This is a genomic window from Mesorhizobium sp. M0077, from assembly GCF_040322955.1.
Lineage (GTDB): Bacteria > Pseudomonadota > Alphaproteobacteria > Rhizobiales > Rhizobiaceae > Mesorhizobium.
In genome coordinates, this window is record NZ_JAMYUL010000016.1 from 15,266 (window position 1) to 32,278 (window position 17,013).

14 protein-coding genes and 1 tRNA gene are annotated in these 17,013 nt (G+C 63.1%); 3 read left to right on the forward strand and 12 right to left on the reverse strand.

Annotation, left to right across the window (positions count from 1 at the left end):
• The first annotated feature begins 125 nt into the window (after window positions 1-125).
• Window positions 126-1,205 (forward strand): sensor histidine kinase, encoded by a 1,080-nt coding sequence (locus NKJ57_RS25325; RefSeq protein WP_023685214.1) that lies wholly within the window; start codon window positions 126-128, stop codon window positions 1,203-1,205.
• A 235-nt stretch (window positions 1,206-1,440) separates the two neighbouring features.
• Window positions 1,441-1,674 carry a GcrA family cell cycle regulator gene (locus tag NKJ57_RS25330; RefSeq protein WP_081726058.1) on the forward strand — a complete coding sequence of 78 codons (234 nt, stop codon included), beginning with the start codon at window positions 1,441-1,443 and terminating at the stop codon, window positions 1,672-1,674.
• Window positions 1,675-1,859: 185 nt separating this feature from the next.
• On the opposite strand, the gene NKJ57_RS25335 is transcribed toward NKJ57_RS25330, so the two are convergent.
• A tRNA-Leu gene (locus NKJ57_RS25335) sits at window positions 1,860-1,944 on the reverse strand.
• 254 nt (window positions 1,945-2,198) lie between these two features.
• Here NKJ57_RS25335 and lipB point away from each other — a divergent pair.
• Window positions 2,199-2,942, forward strand: coding sequence for a lipoyl(octanoyl) transferase LipB (gene lipB, locus NKJ57_RS25340; protein ID WP_023727687.1), 744 nt, complete (start codon window positions 2,199-2,201; stop codon window positions 2,940-2,942).
• A 19-nt stretch (window positions 2,943-2,961) separates the two neighbouring features.
• Here lipB and NKJ57_RS25345 read toward each other — a convergent pair whose 3' ends face one another.
• The 11 genes from NKJ57_RS25345 to nuoL all read right to left on the reverse strand — a co-directional run bounded on the left by NKJ57_RS25345 (window position 2,962) and on the right by nuoL (window position 17,003).
• Window positions 2,962-4,212, reverse strand: coding sequence for a site-2 protease family protein (locus tag NKJ57_RS25345; RefSeq protein ID WP_352513075.1), 1,251 nt, complete (start codon window positions 4,210-4,212; stop codon window positions 2,962-2,964).
• A 460-nt stretch (window positions 4,213-4,672) separates the two neighbouring features.
• Complete coding sequence (locus NKJ57_RS25350; protein ID WP_023685211.1) at window positions 4,673-5,356, reverse strand: ABC transporter ATP-binding protein; 684 nt, start codon at window positions 5,354-5,356, stop codon at window positions 4,673-4,675.
• A complete protein-coding gene (locus tag NKJ57_RS25355; RefSeq protein WP_031194713.1) occupies window positions 5,353-6,591 on the reverse strand; it encodes a lipoprotein-releasing ABC transporter permease subunit in 1,239 nt (412 codons plus the stop codon). The genes NKJ57_RS25350 and NKJ57_RS25355 overlap by 4 nt, the downstream gene beginning before the upstream one ends.
• Before the next feature lie 104 nt (window positions 6,592-6,695).
• Window positions 6,696-8,024: a proline--tRNA ligase gene (gene proS / locus NKJ57_RS25360; RefSeq protein ID WP_352513073.1), complete on the reverse strand. Its 1,329-nt coding sequence runs from the start codon at window positions 8,022-8,024 to the stop codon at window positions 6,696-6,698.
• 729 nt (window positions 8,025-8,753) lie between these two features.
• A complete protein-coding gene (locus tag NKJ57_RS25365; RefSeq protein ID WP_023670803.1) occupies window positions 8,754-9,038 on the reverse strand; it encodes a DUF1467 family protein in 285 nt (94 codons plus the stop codon).
• On the reverse strand, window positions 9,035-9,439 hold the full coding sequence (mce, locus tag NKJ57_RS25370) for a methylmalonyl-CoA epimerase (RefSeq protein ID WP_023698333.1): 405 nt from the start codon (window positions 9,437-9,439) through the stop codon (window positions 9,035-9,037). The genes NKJ57_RS25365 and mce overlap by 4 nt, the downstream gene beginning before the upstream one ends.
• Before the next feature lie 97 nt (window positions 9,440-9,536).
• Window positions 9,537-11,210 (reverse strand): ribonuclease J, encoded by a 1,674-nt coding sequence (locus NKJ57_RS25375; protein WP_023690300.1) that lies wholly within the window; start codon window positions 11,208-11,210, stop codon window positions 9,537-9,539.
• 33 nt (window positions 11,211-11,243) lie between these two features.
• Entirely contained in the window at window positions 11,244-12,065 is an 822-nt protein-coding gene (locus tag NKJ57_RS25380) for a biotin--[acetyl-CoA-carboxylase] ligase (RefSeq protein WP_023709242.1), read from the reverse strand.
• Window positions 12,066-12,069: 4 nt separating this feature from the next.
• Window positions 12,070-13,506, reverse strand: a complete 1,437-nt coding sequence (nuoN, locus tag NKJ57_RS25385; RefSeq protein WP_023830508.1) for an NADH-quinone oxidoreductase subunit NuoN — start codon at window positions 13,504-13,506, stop codon at window positions 12,070-12,072.
• Window positions 13,507-13,524: 18 nt separating this feature from the next.
• Window positions 13,525-15,030, reverse strand: a complete 1,506-nt coding sequence (locus tag NKJ57_RS25390) for an NADH-quinone oxidoreductase subunit M (protein ID WP_352513071.1) — start codon at window positions 15,028-15,030, stop codon at window positions 13,525-13,527.
• The gene (gene nuoL, locus NKJ57_RS25395; RefSeq protein ID WP_352513070.1) at window positions 15,030-17,003 is read right to left on the reverse strand and encodes an NADH-quinone oxidoreductase subunit L; all 1,974 of its coding nucleotides are present in this window, start codon (window positions 17,001-17,003) and stop codon (window positions 15,030-15,032) included. The genes NKJ57_RS25390 and nuoL overlap by 1 nt, the downstream gene beginning before the upstream one ends.
• Window positions 17,004-17,013 lie beyond the last annotated feature (10 nt).

Consider the following 17,013-nt stretch of genomic DNA (forward strand, 5'->3'; position numbering starts at 1 on the left):
GGTGGAGCGCTGCGCGACGCGGCCCGCACCAGTAGTGACGCTGTCGTATCCCCTTCGATATTGGAGATGGCGGGTGAATTGCATGCCTGATATTGATGGCTTCCACGCATCACGCAGGCGCCGAGATGACAGACTCCGATAAGGCTGACGCTGTCGAGCAATTGCTCGATACGCCTGACCTCGCCACCGCGCTGGAAAGCGACCAGTTCAAGAAATTTCTCGACCAGATGCCGATCGCGATCGCCGTCTCGGAATTGATCGCGAAGGAACGTGTCGTCTACGCCAATCCCGAATTCGAGAAGCTCTCGGACCTCAAGGCGCCGAAGCTTGCGCGGGAAAACTGGGCGGCCCTTTCCGGCAGGGGGCTTCATCGGCAGAAGGACAGGCCGCTCGCCGAGGCTGTCGTTGAAGACACCGATTTCGTCGGCACGTTTCGCCTCGAGCGCGGCGAGGACAAGCCGGCAATCGTCGACGTTTATTCCAACGTTATCGAGGACGACAACGGCAAGCTCTGCTTCCGGCTGGTGGCGCTTGTCGACGTCACGGCACACGGTGAGACCGAGGACGCGCGACCCGCGGAGGAGCTCATCCGGGAGAAGGACACCCTGTTGCGCGAACTGCAGCATCGGGTGAAAAACAATCTGCAGATGATCACCGCTTTGATCCGGATGGAAACCCGCAACGCCACCGAACCGGACCAGAAGCGTTTCGAAAGGCTTGCCGGCCGGGTAGACGCATTGGCAATCCTCTACCAGACATTGTCGGCTGACCAGCAGAAGGATGAGGTGGATCTTGGCGTGTACCTTAGCCAGATCGCGTCCGCCGTCATGGCGTCGCACGCAGTCGAAGGTATCCGCCTCGACCTTAAGGTGGATACCTATCCGGTATCCATCAACGTTGCCATGCCGACAGGCCTGGTCGTCAATGAGTTGCTGACCAACGCTCTCAAACATGCATTCGTCGGGCGCGATGGCGGCACGATCACGCTGCACAGCGTCGTCAGCGGCGATGGTTGCCGGGTGACTGTCGCCGATGATGGGATCGGTCTGCCGACGGGTGAGACCTGGCCCAGGCCCGGCAAGCTCGGCTCCTTGATCGCGCGGTCGCTGACCGAAAATGCCAAGGCGCAATTCGACGTCAAGTCGAGTGCCGGCGAGGGAACCAGGGTCACCATCGTCTTCAAGCGATCGGCGGCGACGGACTGAGGCTATGCAACGGCGCGCCGGCAAATCCCGGCCGGACAGGTGCTTCGGGCGCTCGCGGGTGTGGCCTTAAGTCGCAAACGATTTGGCTGCAGAAGCGGGGCGCCGGGCTTCTTTGACGGTGCTATCAGCACCATATGTGGTCCACAGCCCTCCAAAACGAGAGAAGCTCGCTCCGACCGGTCGCATCGCGGCCGTCAGCCGGCAATGGCTATGAACCAGGAAACTGAAAACCATCATGCGTGAAAATATCAGACCAGCGTCGAGAGACGTCCCCCTCATTCAGCTAGGCCTGCACCAGTGCCGCTTCCCGGTGAGCGAAGACCGGTCGGTACCCGGTGGTTACCGGTTTTGTGCCGGGCCGACGTCGCCGGATCGCGTCTATTGCGATCACCACCACACCGTCGTGACGGCCGTTGACCCTCGTCGAGCCCGTCCGGGTCTCCATTTCCCGCAACGACGCGCCGCTTAGGTCGCCCAGAAAGCCGTCCCCTGCCCCGCCACCCGGTGCAGGAGGCTGGCAGCGCGAGCTAACGTGTTCGCGTTGCGGTTTCTGCAAACTCCTGTTGCAACTCTGCAGCGGCCGGTTCAATCGCCAAAGCGATGATTCGGCCTCGACAGCCTGAAGTCGCAACGATTAAATGGCCGAAAAATAACTGGTGCGGTCGAGAAGACTCGAACTTCCACGGGTTGCCCCACAGCGACCTCAACGCTGCGCGTCTACCAATTCCGCCACGACCGCCCGTGGTAGGAGCCGGAACGAACCGGCTCGCGGCGTGTAGCAAATCGTTTCCGGCGAAACAAGGGCGCCGCGCGCAATAATCGCCGCGAATTGGCATATCGGTCTCTACAGCGCCGCGCGTCCTGTGGTACGCGCAAAGGACGGCGAACTGGACGTTTCAGCCGGATACCGCCATATGAAGGGCGAATGCATTCCGCCCCAGAGCGCAAGGCGGTTTTGCCAAGCGGCGTGCATTAAGCGAAAAACGAAAAGCCATGACCGAACGCAGCCAGATCGCCACGTCGTTCCTGCCCTTGCCCGGGTCAGCGCCGGTCGAATGGCGCATCGAGCCTGGCCTGGCCGGCTACACCGATGCGCTGGCCCTGATGGAAGCGCGCGCCGAGGCGATCCGCACGGGTGCGGCCGCCGAGATGGTCTGGCTGGTCGAGCATCCGCCGCTTTACACCGCCGGCACCAGCGCCCGCATCGAGGATTTGATCGACCCCGACCGTTTCCCGGTGTTTGCCGCGGGGCGCGGCGGCGAATACACCTATCACGGGCCGGGGCAGCGGGTTGCCTATGTCATGCTTGACCTGAAGCGCCGCCGCGAGGATGTGCGCGCCTTCGTCGCCGCGCTCGAGCAGTGGATCATCGGCACGCTTGCCGCCTTCAATGTACGCGGCGAACGCCGCGAGGACCGCGTCGGAGTCTGGGTGGTGCGGCCCGAGCGCCCGTCCCTGCCCGACGGCTCGCCGGCTGAAGACAAGATCGCGGCCATCGGCATCCGGCTGCGGCGCTGGGTGAGCTTTCATGGCATTGCCGTCAATGTCGAGCCGGATCTCAGCCATTTCAGCGGCATCGTGCCATGCGGCGTGCCGGATCACGGCGTCACCAGCCTCGTCGACCTCGGCCTGCCCGTGACCATGGCCGATTTCGACCTGGCGCTGAAATCCGCCTTCGAGGATGTTTTCGGGGCAGCGGAGTCAACTTCTGCAGAACCGGCTCGCAAGGCCGGCTGAGTCTCGCCTCGACCAACGCTCAAAGCAACCGCGCCGAGGCCCACAACAGCCCGAAACCGTGAATGGCGAAGACGGCCAGCAGCGCGCCGGCCATGGCGAAACGGTCGAAGATGCGGATCGGCTTCAATTCGTGGCGCGGTTTTACCCCGCTACCCACTGTCATCAGGCTGAGGATGGCAAAGACGGCGCCCGCCACCAGCAGAAAGGTTTGGGAAAAGCCGGCCAGCCAGCCAAGCCACAGCAAGGCCGAGAGCAGGGAAAACGAGGCGAGCGCCAGGGCGACCGGCCCCGGGCAGATCTGGCGCAGTACCTGGCCGCCGTCGAATTTCCAAACCGGCACCAGATTGGCGATGTTGAACAATGCGGCAAAGCCCGCAAGCGTCGCCAGAAGGGCCGCGGCAAGCCGATGTCCCTCGCCGGACGCGAGCCCGCTGGCGGCGATCAGCAGCGGAACCAGGAACGCGGAAAAGCCGGCGCCCATCAGCGCCACGAAGGCGACCTCGAAGCGGCTGTCATAAGGCCGGCCACCAATGGCGAGGCCGCCGAGCAGCGGGATAAAGATCATCCGCGCCTTGCGATGACCGGTCAGCCGAAAGGCCGCCATGTGGCCGAGCTCATGCAGGGCGACCACCGAGGTCAGGATCGCGGCCAGCGCCAGGCCGCCGAGATTGAGCCCGAAGAACGGCCACAGGATGAAAGCCGAAAGAACGGCGAAACCGACCTGGCTCAGCGGATGCTCGAACCAACCGCCCTTGCGATATTGTCCGGTCCTCGCCCAGATCTCCAGCTTGCCCAGCTCGCGGCGCATGGCGAAGTAGCGGAACACCAGGAAGGCGACGCCGCGATAGCGATCGGTCTGGCTGAGCGTGACGCGCGTGCCGGCACCTTCCGAGGTGAGTTCGGTGGTCTCATAAAAATCCTTCCAGAACGACGCGTCGAGCGCGGTATCCTCGATGACCCGCATCGAAAAACGACTGCCTTCGACGACGTCCTCGAAGCGCGACCTTCGCTCGATCGGCTGGCCGTCCCGGCCCTCCCAGGACAGCAGGATGCGGGCCGTGCCCTGCCCGTCCAGCGGCTGGGCCTTCAGTATCTCGCCGGACCAGCCGGCATCGCTGCCGAGCGGCCACAGCGCCTGCCAGAGGCGCTGCCGGTCCATTGCGACCACGCGGCTGAGCCTCACCGTGCGCAAACCGAGCGGCGCAGTCATCAGAAGGAAAATCAGTCCGAGATTACCGGCCACCAGAAGGGCCGTCACGATCGGCGACACCTGAGGTTTTTGCTCCCTGTCTTGGCGGGGCAGCCTAGCGTCATGGCGGCAAGAAAGGCTTAACGGCACAGCGCCTTCCTGCCCGCCTAAAACAGTGCGGCGAACCGCAGTTGCATCACATGGCGCCGATCCAGACAGCCATGGAAACCAGAAACGCACTCATGCACACCAACGAAACGACGTCCTGAACAAGATCGCTCATAACTCTCTCCTGTTGTTGATATGTTCGCATTTTGTTCTAACTTTGTTCGAAAGTCAATGAGCGGAAAGCGGCAGGCCGACGAATCCTGACAGCCGGTTTGGGCAGGGTTAAGGAAAGGTTGACGGGGTGACGGCAGTGCTGACGCAGGGCGCATCGCATGCCTTTGCGATCGGGACACGCACCAATCACTTCGTGATCCTAGGGCGGAGCAAGGAGCGCAGCGACGCGGCGCAGACCCTAGGATGACGAAGTTGGGGCCTACAACGGAACGACCTTGCCATCCGCCAACGTCACCCGGCGGTCCATGCGCGAGGCGAGTTCGTGATTGTGGGTCGCGATCAGCGCGGCAAGGCCGGACTGCTTGACCAGCGCGCCAAGCGCCTCGAAGACATAGGAGGCGGTGACCGGGTCGAGATTGCCGGTCGGCTCGTCGGCGAGCAGCAGCAAGGGCGCATTGGCGACCGCGCGGGCAATGGCGACGCGCTGCTGCTCGCCGCCGGACAGCTCCGACGGACGGTGCGACGCGCGCTTGCCGATCTGCATATAGTCGAGCAGCTGTGCTGCGCGCTCCGACGCCTCCTTGCGCGAAAGCCCTTTGATCAGCTGCGGCATCATGATGTTTTCCAGTGCCGAAAACTCCGGCAGCAGATGATGGAACTGATAGACGAAGCCGACATCGTTGCGGCGGATTGCCGTGCGTTCGTCGTCGGAGAGCCGTCCGCAGGCGCGGCCGGCCAGAATGACGTCACCGGCGTCGGGGCGCTCGAGCAGGCCCGCCGTATGGAGCAGCGTCGACTTGCCGGTGCCCGACGGCGCCACCAGCGCCACCATCTCGCCGCGCTTCAGCGAAAAGTCGGCGCCGTTCAAAATGGTGAGCTTGCGCGGCCCCTGGACATAGTGCCGCTCGACGCTCTTCAGCTCGATAATGATCTCGGACTTCATTCGTATCTCAAGGCCTCGACCGGATCGAGCCGTGCGGCGCGCCATGCCGGAAACACTGTTGCCAGGAAGGACAGGCCGAGCGCCATCAGGATGACGTAGGTGGTCTCGCGCGGGTCCATCTTTGCCGGCAGCTGGCTGAGGAAATAGAGCTCCGGGTTGAACAGCACCTTGCCGGTCATCCAGGAGAAGAACTGGCGGATGGATTCGATGTTGGTGCAGATGAGCACCCCGAGCAGCACGCCGGCCAGCGTGCCGGTGACGCCGATCGCAGCACCCGTCATCAGGAAGATGCGCAGGATGGCGCCGCGCGAGGCGCCCATTGTGCGCAGGATGGCGATATCGTGGCCCTTGTCCTTCACCAGCATGATCAGGCCGGAGATGATGTTGAGCGCCGCCACCAGCACGATCAGCGTCAGGATCATGAACATGACGTTGCGCTCGACCTGCAGTGCTGAAAAGAACGTCTCGTTGCGCTGGCGCCAGTCGACCATGTCGATCGGCCGTTGCGCCGCCGCATCCACCAGCGGTTTCAGCGCGTCGACATTATCGGGATTGTCGACATAGATCTCGATCGTCTGCGCCCTGCCGTCCATGTTGAAATAGAGCTGCGCTTCGGAAAACGGCATGTAGACGATGGAGCTGTCATATTCCGACATGCCGACCTCGAAGATCGCCGCCACCTTGTAGCCCTTCAGCCGCGGCGTCGTGCCCATCGGCGTCACATCGCCATCCGGCGAGATCAGCGTGATGGTGTCGCCGAGCACAAGGCCGAGATTCTCCGCCATGCGCTTGCCGATGGCGACGCCCTCGCCGGAGTCGAAGCCGTCAAGCGTGCCTTGCTTGACGTTTTGGGCGACGATGGCGATCTTGCCGAGGTCTTCGGCCCTGATACCGCGCACCAGCGCGCCCATGCCGCCGCCGACATTGCCTTGCGCCAGGACCTGGCCGTCGATCAGCGGTATCGCGTATTTGACGCCGGCCACGCCGTTGATGCGGGCTGCGACCTGCGCATAGTCCTCAAGCGGCGAATCCAGCGGCTGCACGATCAGATGGCCGTTGACGCCGAGGATGCGGGTCAGAAGTTCGGCTCGAAACCCGTTCATGACAGCCATGACGACGATCAGCGTGGCGACGCCTAGCATGATGCCGAGGAAGGAGATCGAGGCGATGACCGAGATCACCGTCTCCTTGCGGCGCGACCGCAAATAACGCCAGGCGACCATGCGTTCGAACATGGAGAACGGGCCGGCGACCGGAGACTTGGTGACCGGAGACTTGGCGACCGGAGACTTGCCAACCGGAGACTGGGCTACCGAAGACTTCGCTGCCGCGGCTTCGCTCATGCGGTTGCACCGAAGCGTTTCCTGGCCTCCGCGACCGGCAGCGTCTCGCGCTCGCCGGTCCGGCGGTTCTTGATCTCGATCTCGCCGGCGGCCACGCCGCGCGGCCCGACGATCACCTGCCAGGGCAGGCCGATCAGGTCGGCGGTGGCGAACTTGCCGCCCGGCCGCTGGTCGGTGTCGTCGTAAAGCACATCCTTGCCGGCGCTGGTGAAGGCGGCGTAGAGCTCGCCGCAAACGCGGTCGCACTCGGCGTCGCCGGCCTTCATGTTGATCAGGCCGATGTCGAACGGCGTCACCGCTTCCGGCCAGATGATGCCGCTGTCGTCATGGCTGGCTTCGATGATCGCCGCCACCAGCCGCGACGGACCGATACCGTAGGAGCCGCCGGAAACGAAATGATCCTTGCCGTCGGGCCCGGTCACCTTGGCGCCCATGGGCTTGGAATATTTGTCGCCGAAATGGAAGATGTGGCCGACCTCGATGCCGCGTGCCGAGACCCGGTCGGCCTCGCCAAGCTTGTCCCAGGCCGCCTCGTCATGCATCTCGTCGGTGGCGGCGTAAGGCATCGTCCACGTCTTGACGATGTCGGCGATCTCGCCGTCATTGCCGAAGTCGGTTTTCTCGCCGGGCACCTGCAGCGACAGATATTCGCGGTCGCAATAGACCTGGCTCTCGCCGGTGTCGGCCAGGATGATGAATTCATGGCTGAGATCGCCGCCGATCGGCCCGGTGTCGGCTCGCATCGGAATGGCCTGCAGCCCCATGCGCGTGAACGTCCTGAGATAGGACACGAACATGCGGTTGTAGGCGGCCTTGGCGCCCTCGAAATCGAGGTCGAAGGAATAGGCATCCTTCATCAGGAACTCGCGGGAGCGCATGACGCCGAAGCGCGGCCGCACCTCGTCGCGGAACTTCCACTGGATGTGGTAGAGGTTGAGCGGCAAATCCTTGTACGACTTGACGTAGGCGCGCACGATCTCGGTGACCACTTCCTCATTGGTCGGACCGTAGAGCATGTCGCGGTCCTGCCGGTCCTTGATGCGCAACATCTCCTTGCCGTAATCGTCATAGCGGCCGCTTTCGCGCCACAGATCGGCCGACTGGATGGTCGGCATCAGGATTTCCAGAGCGCCGGCGCGGTTCTGCTCCTCGCGGATGATGCGGCAGACCTTGTCGAGCACCAGCTTGCCTAGCGGCAGCCAGGAAAAGCTGCCCTGCCCCTGCTGGCGGATCATGCCGGCACGCAGCATCAGCCGGTGCGAGACGATCTCGGCCTCGCGCGGATTTTCTTTCAGGATGGGCAGGAAAAACTGCGACAAACGCATGGACAGGTCCGTGAGAGAGGAGGCTGCGCCGGAATCGGCGCGGCTGGCTTGCTTGCCCCGGCTTCATAGCTATTTCGTGACGGAATGGAAACCCGACCGGCCGCATCGGCCGGAAATCGCAAAAATCGATTCTTCTTCCAAAGACCTTCGCACCGAAAACGATAATGCTTTTGATACAAAATGATGACCTGACTCCGAAGTGCTCACACACGCTTTGCGCGTCCGGGCGACGCGGCACACCTGACCAGATTAAGGCGGCAGCCCCGGTGTTGTTCGTTTCGCAAGCAAAGCCTGCCGCACTATTGTGCACTGCAGCACAGATTGCCCGATTGCGGGCAAAATTCTGCGTGACAATTTCATCAGGGTTAGGCTAGTGTGCCCCGATAACCGAGAGGGTGGAGAAAAATCTGCTCTCCTACGCGGTCAAAGTCTTGGGAGGATGCGATCTAGGCGCGGTTACCCGCTGCCGCCGGAAACCGGAAAACAGATCGGAACGCGTTTAAATTGCAAGGCCTTGTGCCTTGCATTTTTTTTGCCCGATCATCTGGTTAGATCAACCTGTTCCCAAATCACGTGAGCTTGCGTCAGCCTGATGCCCAGTCGTGATTCTAATGCGGGTGGGCCATGCCTGGCCGCCGATTGTGCATCGCAGGCTGGCGAGACAAAATCTGAGTTTGGCGCTCCGAAACAGACACAAACATCCCAGCCGATCTGCCGGCGGGAAAGTGGTTAGTTAGCCGGTGCCTGGCTGGCTTCGGGGATGATGTGCGGGACTTCGTCGAGGCTGTAGCCCAGCCCGTGCGTCAGGCTGTAGAAAACCCCCATGACGACAGCCGTGACGATGGTGGTGCGGATCACGGCGCGCAGCATATGCGGCCCGCGCGGCGCACTCGCAACCGTGCCCAGCGTCACGTCCTGGTCGTCATCCTGCGTCTTGACGCTGAACGGCAGCACGATGAACAGCATCAGCCACCAGGTGATGAAGAACAGCGCGGCAAACGAAATCCAGCTCATGCCTGCTCCAGTTCGACCAGCGTGCCGAAGAAATCCTTGGGATGCAGGAACAGCACCGGCTTGCCGTGGGCGCCGGTTTTGGGATTGCCGTCGCCCAGCACGCGGGCGCCGCTCGCTTTGAGGTGATCGCGCGCGGCAAGGATGTCGTCGACCTCGTAGCAGACATGATGCATGCCACCCGAGGGGTTCTTGTCCAGAAAGGCCGCGATCGGCGACCCCTCGCCCAGCGGCTCCAGGAGTTCGATCTTGGTGTTGCCGACATCGACGAACACCACGGTAACGCCATGCTCGGGCAGCGCTTGCGGCGCGGTGACCTTCGCGCCAAGCGTATCGCGATAGGCCGCAATCGCCGCGGCCAGGTCCGGCACGGCAAGCGCTATATGGTTCAGGCGTCCGAGCATGAAGTGCTCCACAAGTTAAGAGAGTAGGGAATGGGCAGTAGGCAGTAGTGATACATCTGCATTTTTCTCCACTGCCTACCGCCTACTGCCTATTCCCTCACCTCGTCACAAACACCGTCACCAGCGGCTTCTTGCCCCAGGCCTCGTTGGCGGCGCCGCGCACGGCGCGGCGCACCGCTTCCTGCACCAGATCGAGGTCCTTGCGGCGCTGGCGAGGGATCGAGTCGACCGCGCCGACGGCCGCGTCGAGCATCAGATCTTCCATGTTTTCGCCACGGGCATCGGCCTCGGCGACGCCGATGGCGACCAGATCGGGATCGCCGGCGAGCTCATATTTGTCGTCGAGCACGACATTGACCGCGACATGGCCGGCAAAGGATAGCTTGCGCCGGTCGCGTATGCCCATCGCCTGGTCGGTGCCGATCAGCCTGCCGTCCTTGTAGATGCGGCCGAACGGCACCTGGTCGATGATCGTGGCCGGACCCGGCGCCAGCCGCAGCATGTCGCCGTCGCGCACTTGCGCCACCTGGCCGATGCCCGACGTCGACATCAGCGACCCCTGCGCCACCAGATGCGCGGCTTCGCCATGCACGGGAACGCCGATCTGCGGCCGCACCCATTCATACATCCTGCGCAATTCGCTGCGGCGGGGATGGCCGGAGACATGCACAAGCGCGTCGCCATCCTCGATGATCTTGATGCCGAGGTCGATGAGGCGGTTCTTGATCTCGAGGATCGCCTTCTCGTTGCCGGGAATGGTGCGTGAGGAAAACACCACCGTGTCGCCGGCCGTCAGCGACACCGATTTCATCTCGTCGCGCGAAAGTTTTGCCAGTGCCGCCAGCGCCTCGCCCTGGCTGCCGGTGCAGATGATGACGAGGTTCTCGCGCGGGATGAAGCCGAAATCCTCTTCGGCGATGAACTCCGGCAGCCCGTCCATGTAGCCGAGCTCGCCGGCGACATCGATGACCCGCTTCAGCGAGCGGCCGAGCACCAGGCACTGGCGGCCGGCATCGCGCGCCGCCTTGGCGATCGAGACGATGCGCCCGACATTGGAAGAGAAGGTGGTGACGGCGACACGGCCGACAGCGCTCTGGATGACGCCCCTGAGGCCTTCGCCCACCGCCACTTCCGACGGCGATTCGCCTTCGCGCAGCGCATTGGTGGAATCGCAGACCAGCGCCAGAACGCCCTTGTCGCCATAGGCGCGAAACCGCGCCTCGTCGGTTTTCGGACCGATCGTCGGTTCCGGATCGATCTTCCAGTCGCCGGTATGGATGACGGTGCCGGCCGGCGAGGTGATCGCCAGCGACATCGGCTCGGGGATCGAGTGCGCCACCGGAATGGCCTCGATCGAGAACGGGCCGACAGTGAATGTTTCGCCTGCCCGGTAGATCGTCACCGGAATTTTCTTCGGCGCGCCCTGCTCGCCCTGGCGCTTGGCGTCCAGCAGTCCGGCGCTGAACGGTGTCATCCACACCGGCGCCTTCAGCTTCGGCCAGATGTCGAGCAGCGCCCCGTAATGGTCTTCATGCGCGTGGGTGATGATGATGCCGCGCAGGCCGGCGAGGTTCTCCTCGATGAAGCGCGTATCGGGCAGGATCAGGTCGACGCCAGGATGCGCCGCATCGGGAAAAGTCACGCCGACATCGACGACGATCCACTCGCGCGCGCTAGGCGGCCCATAGCCGTAAAGGGCGAAGTTCATGCCGATCTCGCCGACGCCGCCGAGCGGCACGAAGACGAGTTCGGCGTTTTGCGCTTTCGCCATCAATTTTCCCTTCCCGGCCCTTGCGGCCAGCCCCTAAATCTTTGCCGACGCGACGGCGCCGAAATGCACGTCGCCGGCGGCTACCGTCACGACCGACCCCTCATCATCGCGGATCACGAAACGGCAGTCCGCGTCAATGGTTTCGAAGGTACCGCGCACCACATTCCCGTCAATCCTGACAGCAACCTCGCCGCCAAGCCCCGCCGCGCGCGATAGCCAGCGACGCCGGATGGCGTCGAGCCCGCGTCCGTCATCCCACAGCCGGGCATTGTCGGTCCAGGCATCGGACAGCGCCAAGAACAGCGTTTCGGCGTCGCATGTCGCGCCCAGCGCCTGAAGCGATGTCGCCGGATACGGCAAATCCGGCGGATGCGCCACCACATTGACGCCGATGCCCACCGCCACCGCGAAACGGCCGCCATCGAGAATGGCCGATTCCAGCAGGATGCCGGCCAGCTTGGCGCCGGAGGCCAGCACATCGTTCGGCCATTTCAGCTCGAAGCGATTCTGCCCCTGGCTGGCGCCGTCGAGGCCGATAGCGATCCTGCCCTTCGGCACCACGGCGTCGAGCGCATCGGCCAGCGACAGGCCGGCGACGAAGCCCAGCGTCGCCGCCAGACGCAACTCACCGCCGGTGATGACCAGCAATGTCGCCGCCAGATTGCCCTCGGGCGATACCCAGGCCCTGCCGCGGCGGCCACGGCCGCTTTCCTGCTTCTTGGAAACGACCCACAATTTGCCGGGATCGCCTGCCCTTGCATGGTCCAGCGCCAGCGTGTTGGTGGAACCCACGCTGTCATGGGCCTCGAGCCGGAACCCTTCCGTCTCAGAGGTCGGAGCCAGCCGAAATGCCATCCGTTCAGAAAAATGTCTTGGCGGCGGCTTCGGCGTAGGTCGCGATCGGCCCGCCGATCAGCACATAGAACAGCACGAAAGCGCCGGAGACACCAAGCACGAGGCGCAGCTCAACCGCCATCGGCACGAAGCCGCCGGCCGGTTCGTCGAACCACATGATCTTGATGATCCGCAGATAGTAGAAAGCGCCCACCACAGAGGCCAGCACGCCGATGATCGCCAGCGCATAGAGATTGGCGTTGATGGCGGCGAGGAACACGTACCATTTCCCCCAGAAGCCGGCGAGCGGCGGGATGCCGGCCAGCGAGAACATCAGGATGGTCAGGATCGTCGCCATGATCGGATTGGTCGACGACAGACCGGCGAGATCGCTGATCTGCTCGACATTGCCTTCCTTGCGCCGCATGGCGAGGATGAAGGCGAAGGTGCCGAGCGTCATGACGAGATAGATCAGCATGTAGATGGCGACGCCGCGCACGCCGGCCTGGCTGTTGGCGGCAAGGCCGACCAGCGCATACCCCATATGGCCGATCGAGGAGTACGCCATCAGCCGCTTGATGTTGGTCTGGCCGATCGCGGCAAAGGAGCCGAGCGCCATCGAGGCGATCGAGATGAAGACGATGATCTGCTGCCAGTCGGAAGCGATCGGCTTGAAGGCGCCCATGGTGACGCGCACGATCAGCGCCATTGCCGCCATTTTGGGAGCGGCCGCCAGGAAGGCGGTGACCGGCGTCGGCGCGCCCTCGTAAACATCGGGCGTCCACATGTGGAACGGCACCGCCGAAATCTTGAAGGCAAGGCCGGCCAAAACGAAGACCAGGCCGACGACGAGACCCAACTGGCGCTCGCCGCTGCCAAGCGCGGAGGAAATTTCCTGGAAGCCTACATTGCCGGTGTAGCCGTAAATGAGGCTGATTCCGTAAAGCAGCATGCCCGACGATAGCGCGCCGAGCACAAAATACTTCAAACCGGCCTCGGTCGAACGCAGATTGTCGCGATTGATCGCCGCCAGCACGTAAATCGCCAGCGACTGCAGCTCGAGGCCGAGATAGAGCCCGATCATGCCGTTGGCCGAGATCATCAGCATCATACCAAGCGTGCAGAGCAGGATCAGCACCGGGTATTCGAACTTGTCGAAATGCTCCTGCCTGGCGAAGCGCATCGACATCACCAGCGTCACCGCCGAACCGATCAGCGACAGCACCTTCATGAAGCGGGAGAACGGATCCTGGATGAAGGCGTTGCCGTAGGCGCTCCCCTGCCCCGTGGGAAAGATCAGCCATAGGCCTGCGATCACCAGCACGGCGACGGCAAGGCCGGTCACCAGAATGGCAGTGTTGGCGCGCGAATAGGCGCCGACCATCAACAGCGCCAGGGCGCCGATGGCGAGGATCAGCTCCGGCGTCGAGAGCGAAAGGCTGGAGTAAAGGTCCGGCGTCATGGTTCGCAAAACCTCTGGTCAGTTCGCCGCCGCGGTCTGCGCGGCGCCGATGGATGCGGTGACATTGGTGACGAGCGCCTTGACCGACTGGGCCGTGGCATCGAAGACGGGAGCGGGATAAACGCCGAAGAAGATGACCAGCACGACCAGCGGGTAGATGATTGCCTTCTCGCGCGTCGACAGATCGAGCAGGCCCTTCAGGCTTTCCTTGGTCAGCGCGCCGAAGATCACCCGGCGGTAGAGCCAGAGCGCGTAGGCCGCCGACAGGATGACGCCGGTGGCGGCGAAGAAAGCCACCCAGGTGTTGACCCGGAACACGCCGAGCATGGTCAGGAACTCGCCGACGAAGCCTGACGTGCCGGGCAAGCCGACATTGGCCATGGTGAAGATCAGGAACACGGTTGCGTATTTCGGCATGTTGTTGACCAAGCCGCCATAGGCGTGGATCTCGCGTGTGTGCATGCGGTCGTAAATGACGCCGACGCACAGGAACAGTGCGCCCGAGACGAGGCCGTGGCTCAGCATCTGGAAGATCGCGCCCTGCACGCCTTCCTGGTTCATGGCGAAGATGCCCATGGTGACGAAGCCCATATGGGCGACGGAGGAATAGGCGATCAGCTTCTTCATGTCCTCCTGCATCAGCGCCACCAGCGAGGTGTAGATGATGGCGACGACCGACAGCGTGAACACCAGCGGTGCGAACATTTCCGACGCCAGCGGGAACATCGGCAGGGAGAAGCGCAGGAAGCCGTACCCGCCCATTTTCAACAGTATGCCCGCCAGGATCACCGAGCCCGCCGTCGGCGCTTCGACGTGCGCATCGGGCAGCCAGGTGTGCACCGGCCACATCGGCATCTTCACCGCGAAGGAGGCGAAGAAGGCTAGAAATAGCCATGTCTGCATGTGGGCCGGGAAGTTGTGGGTCAGCAGCGTCGGGATGTCGGTGGTGCCCGCCTGGAAGAACATCGCCATGATGGCGAGCAACATCAGCACCGAGCCGGCCAGCGTGTAGAGGAAGAACTTGAACGAGGCATAGACGCGGCGCTTGCCGCCCCAGACGCCGATGATGATGAACATCGGGATCAGGCCGGCCTCGAAGAAGACGTAGAACAGCACGATGTCGAGCGCGCAGAACACGCCGATCATCAGCGTTTCCAAGAGCAGGAAGGCAATCATGTAGGCCTTGACCCGCTTGTCGATCGCTTCCCACGACGCCAGGATGCAGAGCGGCATCAGGAACGTCGTCAGGATGACGAACAGCATCGAAATGCCGTCGACGCCCATATGGTAGGAGATGCCGGAATCCAGCCAGGCAAACTTCTCGACGAACTGGAAGCCGGCCTGCGAATTGTCGAAGCCGGTCCAGATGAACAGCGAGATGATGAAGGTGGCCGCTGTCGTCGTGAACGCGATGGCGCGGATGTTGCGACGCGCATTCGGGCTGTCATCCCTGATGAACAGGATCAGCAGCACACCTACGAGCGGCAGGAAGGTGACCAGCGAGAGGATTGGCCAGGCGGTCATCAGAGCATCATCCAGGTGACGAGTGCGGCCACGCCGATCAGCATGGCGAATGCATAGTGATAGAGATAGCCGGTCTGCAGCTTGACGACGCGGTCGGTGACATCGACGACGCGCGCCGAAATGCCGTCAGGACCGAGCCCGTCGATGATGGTGCCGTCGCCGGTCTTCCACAGGAACCGGCCCAGCGCCTTTGCCGGCCGCACGAACAGGACGTCGTAGAGCTCGTCAAAGTACCATTTGTTGAGCAGGAAGGCATACAGCAGCCGATGGTTGGCGGCGACACTCCGGGGCAGTTCCGGCGAGCGGATGTAGAACTTCCAGGCGACGGCAAAGCCGATGATCATGGCGACGAACGGTGCCAGCTCGACCCACAGCGGCAATTCGTGGATATCGTGCAGGATGTGGTTGTCCGGCAGCGTGAACAGCGACGCCTTCCAGAATTCGGCATAGCCTTCGCCGATGAAGGCGCCATGGAAGATAACGCCGGCAAACAGCGCGCCCGCGGCCAGGATGAACAGCGGCACCAGCATCACCGGCGGCGATTCATGGACATGGTGCATGACGTCGTGGCTCGCCCGCGGCTCGCCGTGGAAGGTCATGAAGATCAGCCGCCAGGAGTAGAAGGAGGTGAAGCAGGCGGCGATGACCAGCAGGACAAAAGCGAGGCCGGCGACCGAATTGTGGCCGGCAAAGGCAGCCTCGATGATGGCATCCTTGGAGAAGAATCCGGCGGTGCCGATGACGGTCACCGGGATGCCGACGCCGGTCAGCGCCAGCGTGCCGATCACCATCATCCAGTAGGTCTTCGGAATGAGCTTCCGCAGGCCGCCCATCTTGCGCATGTCCTGCTCGTCGGAGACGGCATGGATGACCGAGCCGGAGCCCAGGAACAGCAGCGCCTTGAAGAAGGCGTGCGTGAACAGATGGAAGATCGCCGCGCCATAGGCGCCGACGCCGAGCGCGACGAACATGTAGCCGAGCTGCGAGCAGGTCGAATAGGCGATGACGCGCTTGATGTCGTTCTGAACCAGGCCGACGGTCGCCGCGAAGAAGGCGGTGAAGGCCCCGATGAAGGTCACCACCGTGAGTGCCGAATGCGACAGTTCGAACAGCGGCGACAGCCGCGCCAGCATGAACACGCCGGCCGTGACCATGGTGGCGGCATGGATCAGCGCGGAAACCGGGGTCGGGCCTTCCATCGCGTCCGGCAGCCAGGTGTGCAGCGGCACCTGCGCCGACTTGCCCATCGCGCCCATGAACAGCAGCAGGCAGACGATCGTCATGGCCGCCTGCTTGTCCAGCGCATAGCCGAGGAAGGTCAGCACGGCGGCGCCTTGTGGGGCGCCTTCAGCCGGAATGAACGTCGCGGCATTGGCGAAGATGGTGCCGAGATTGACCGAGCCGAACAAAACGAAGACGCCGAAAATGCCGAGCGCAAAGCCGAAATCGCCGACGCGGTTGACGACGAAGGCCTTGATGGCCGCGGCATTGGCCGAGGGTTTCTTGTACCAGAAGCCGATCAGCAAATAGGACGCGAGACCCACCCCTTCCCAGCCGAAGAACATCTGCACCAGATTGTCCGCCGTCACCAGCATCAGCATGGCGAAGGTGAACAGCGACAGATAGGCGAAGAAGCGCGGTCGGTTCGGATCGTGGTGCATGTAGCCGATCGAATAGATGTGGACCAGCGCCGACACCGTGTTGACCACCACCAGCATGACCACCGTCAGCGTATCGATCCTGAGCGCCCAGGACGCGTCCAAGCCGCCGGATTGGATCCAGCGCAGTATCGGCACGGTGAACACCTCGCCCTCGCGGAATCCGATGGAGAAGAAGGCGACCCAGGACAGCACCGCCGAGATCACCAGGAAGCCTGAGGTGATATATTCCGATGCCTTGGCGCCGAGTGAATTGCCGAACAGGCCGACAATCAGGAAGCCGAGCAGCGGAAGGAAGACGATCGCTTGATACATGTTAGCCCCG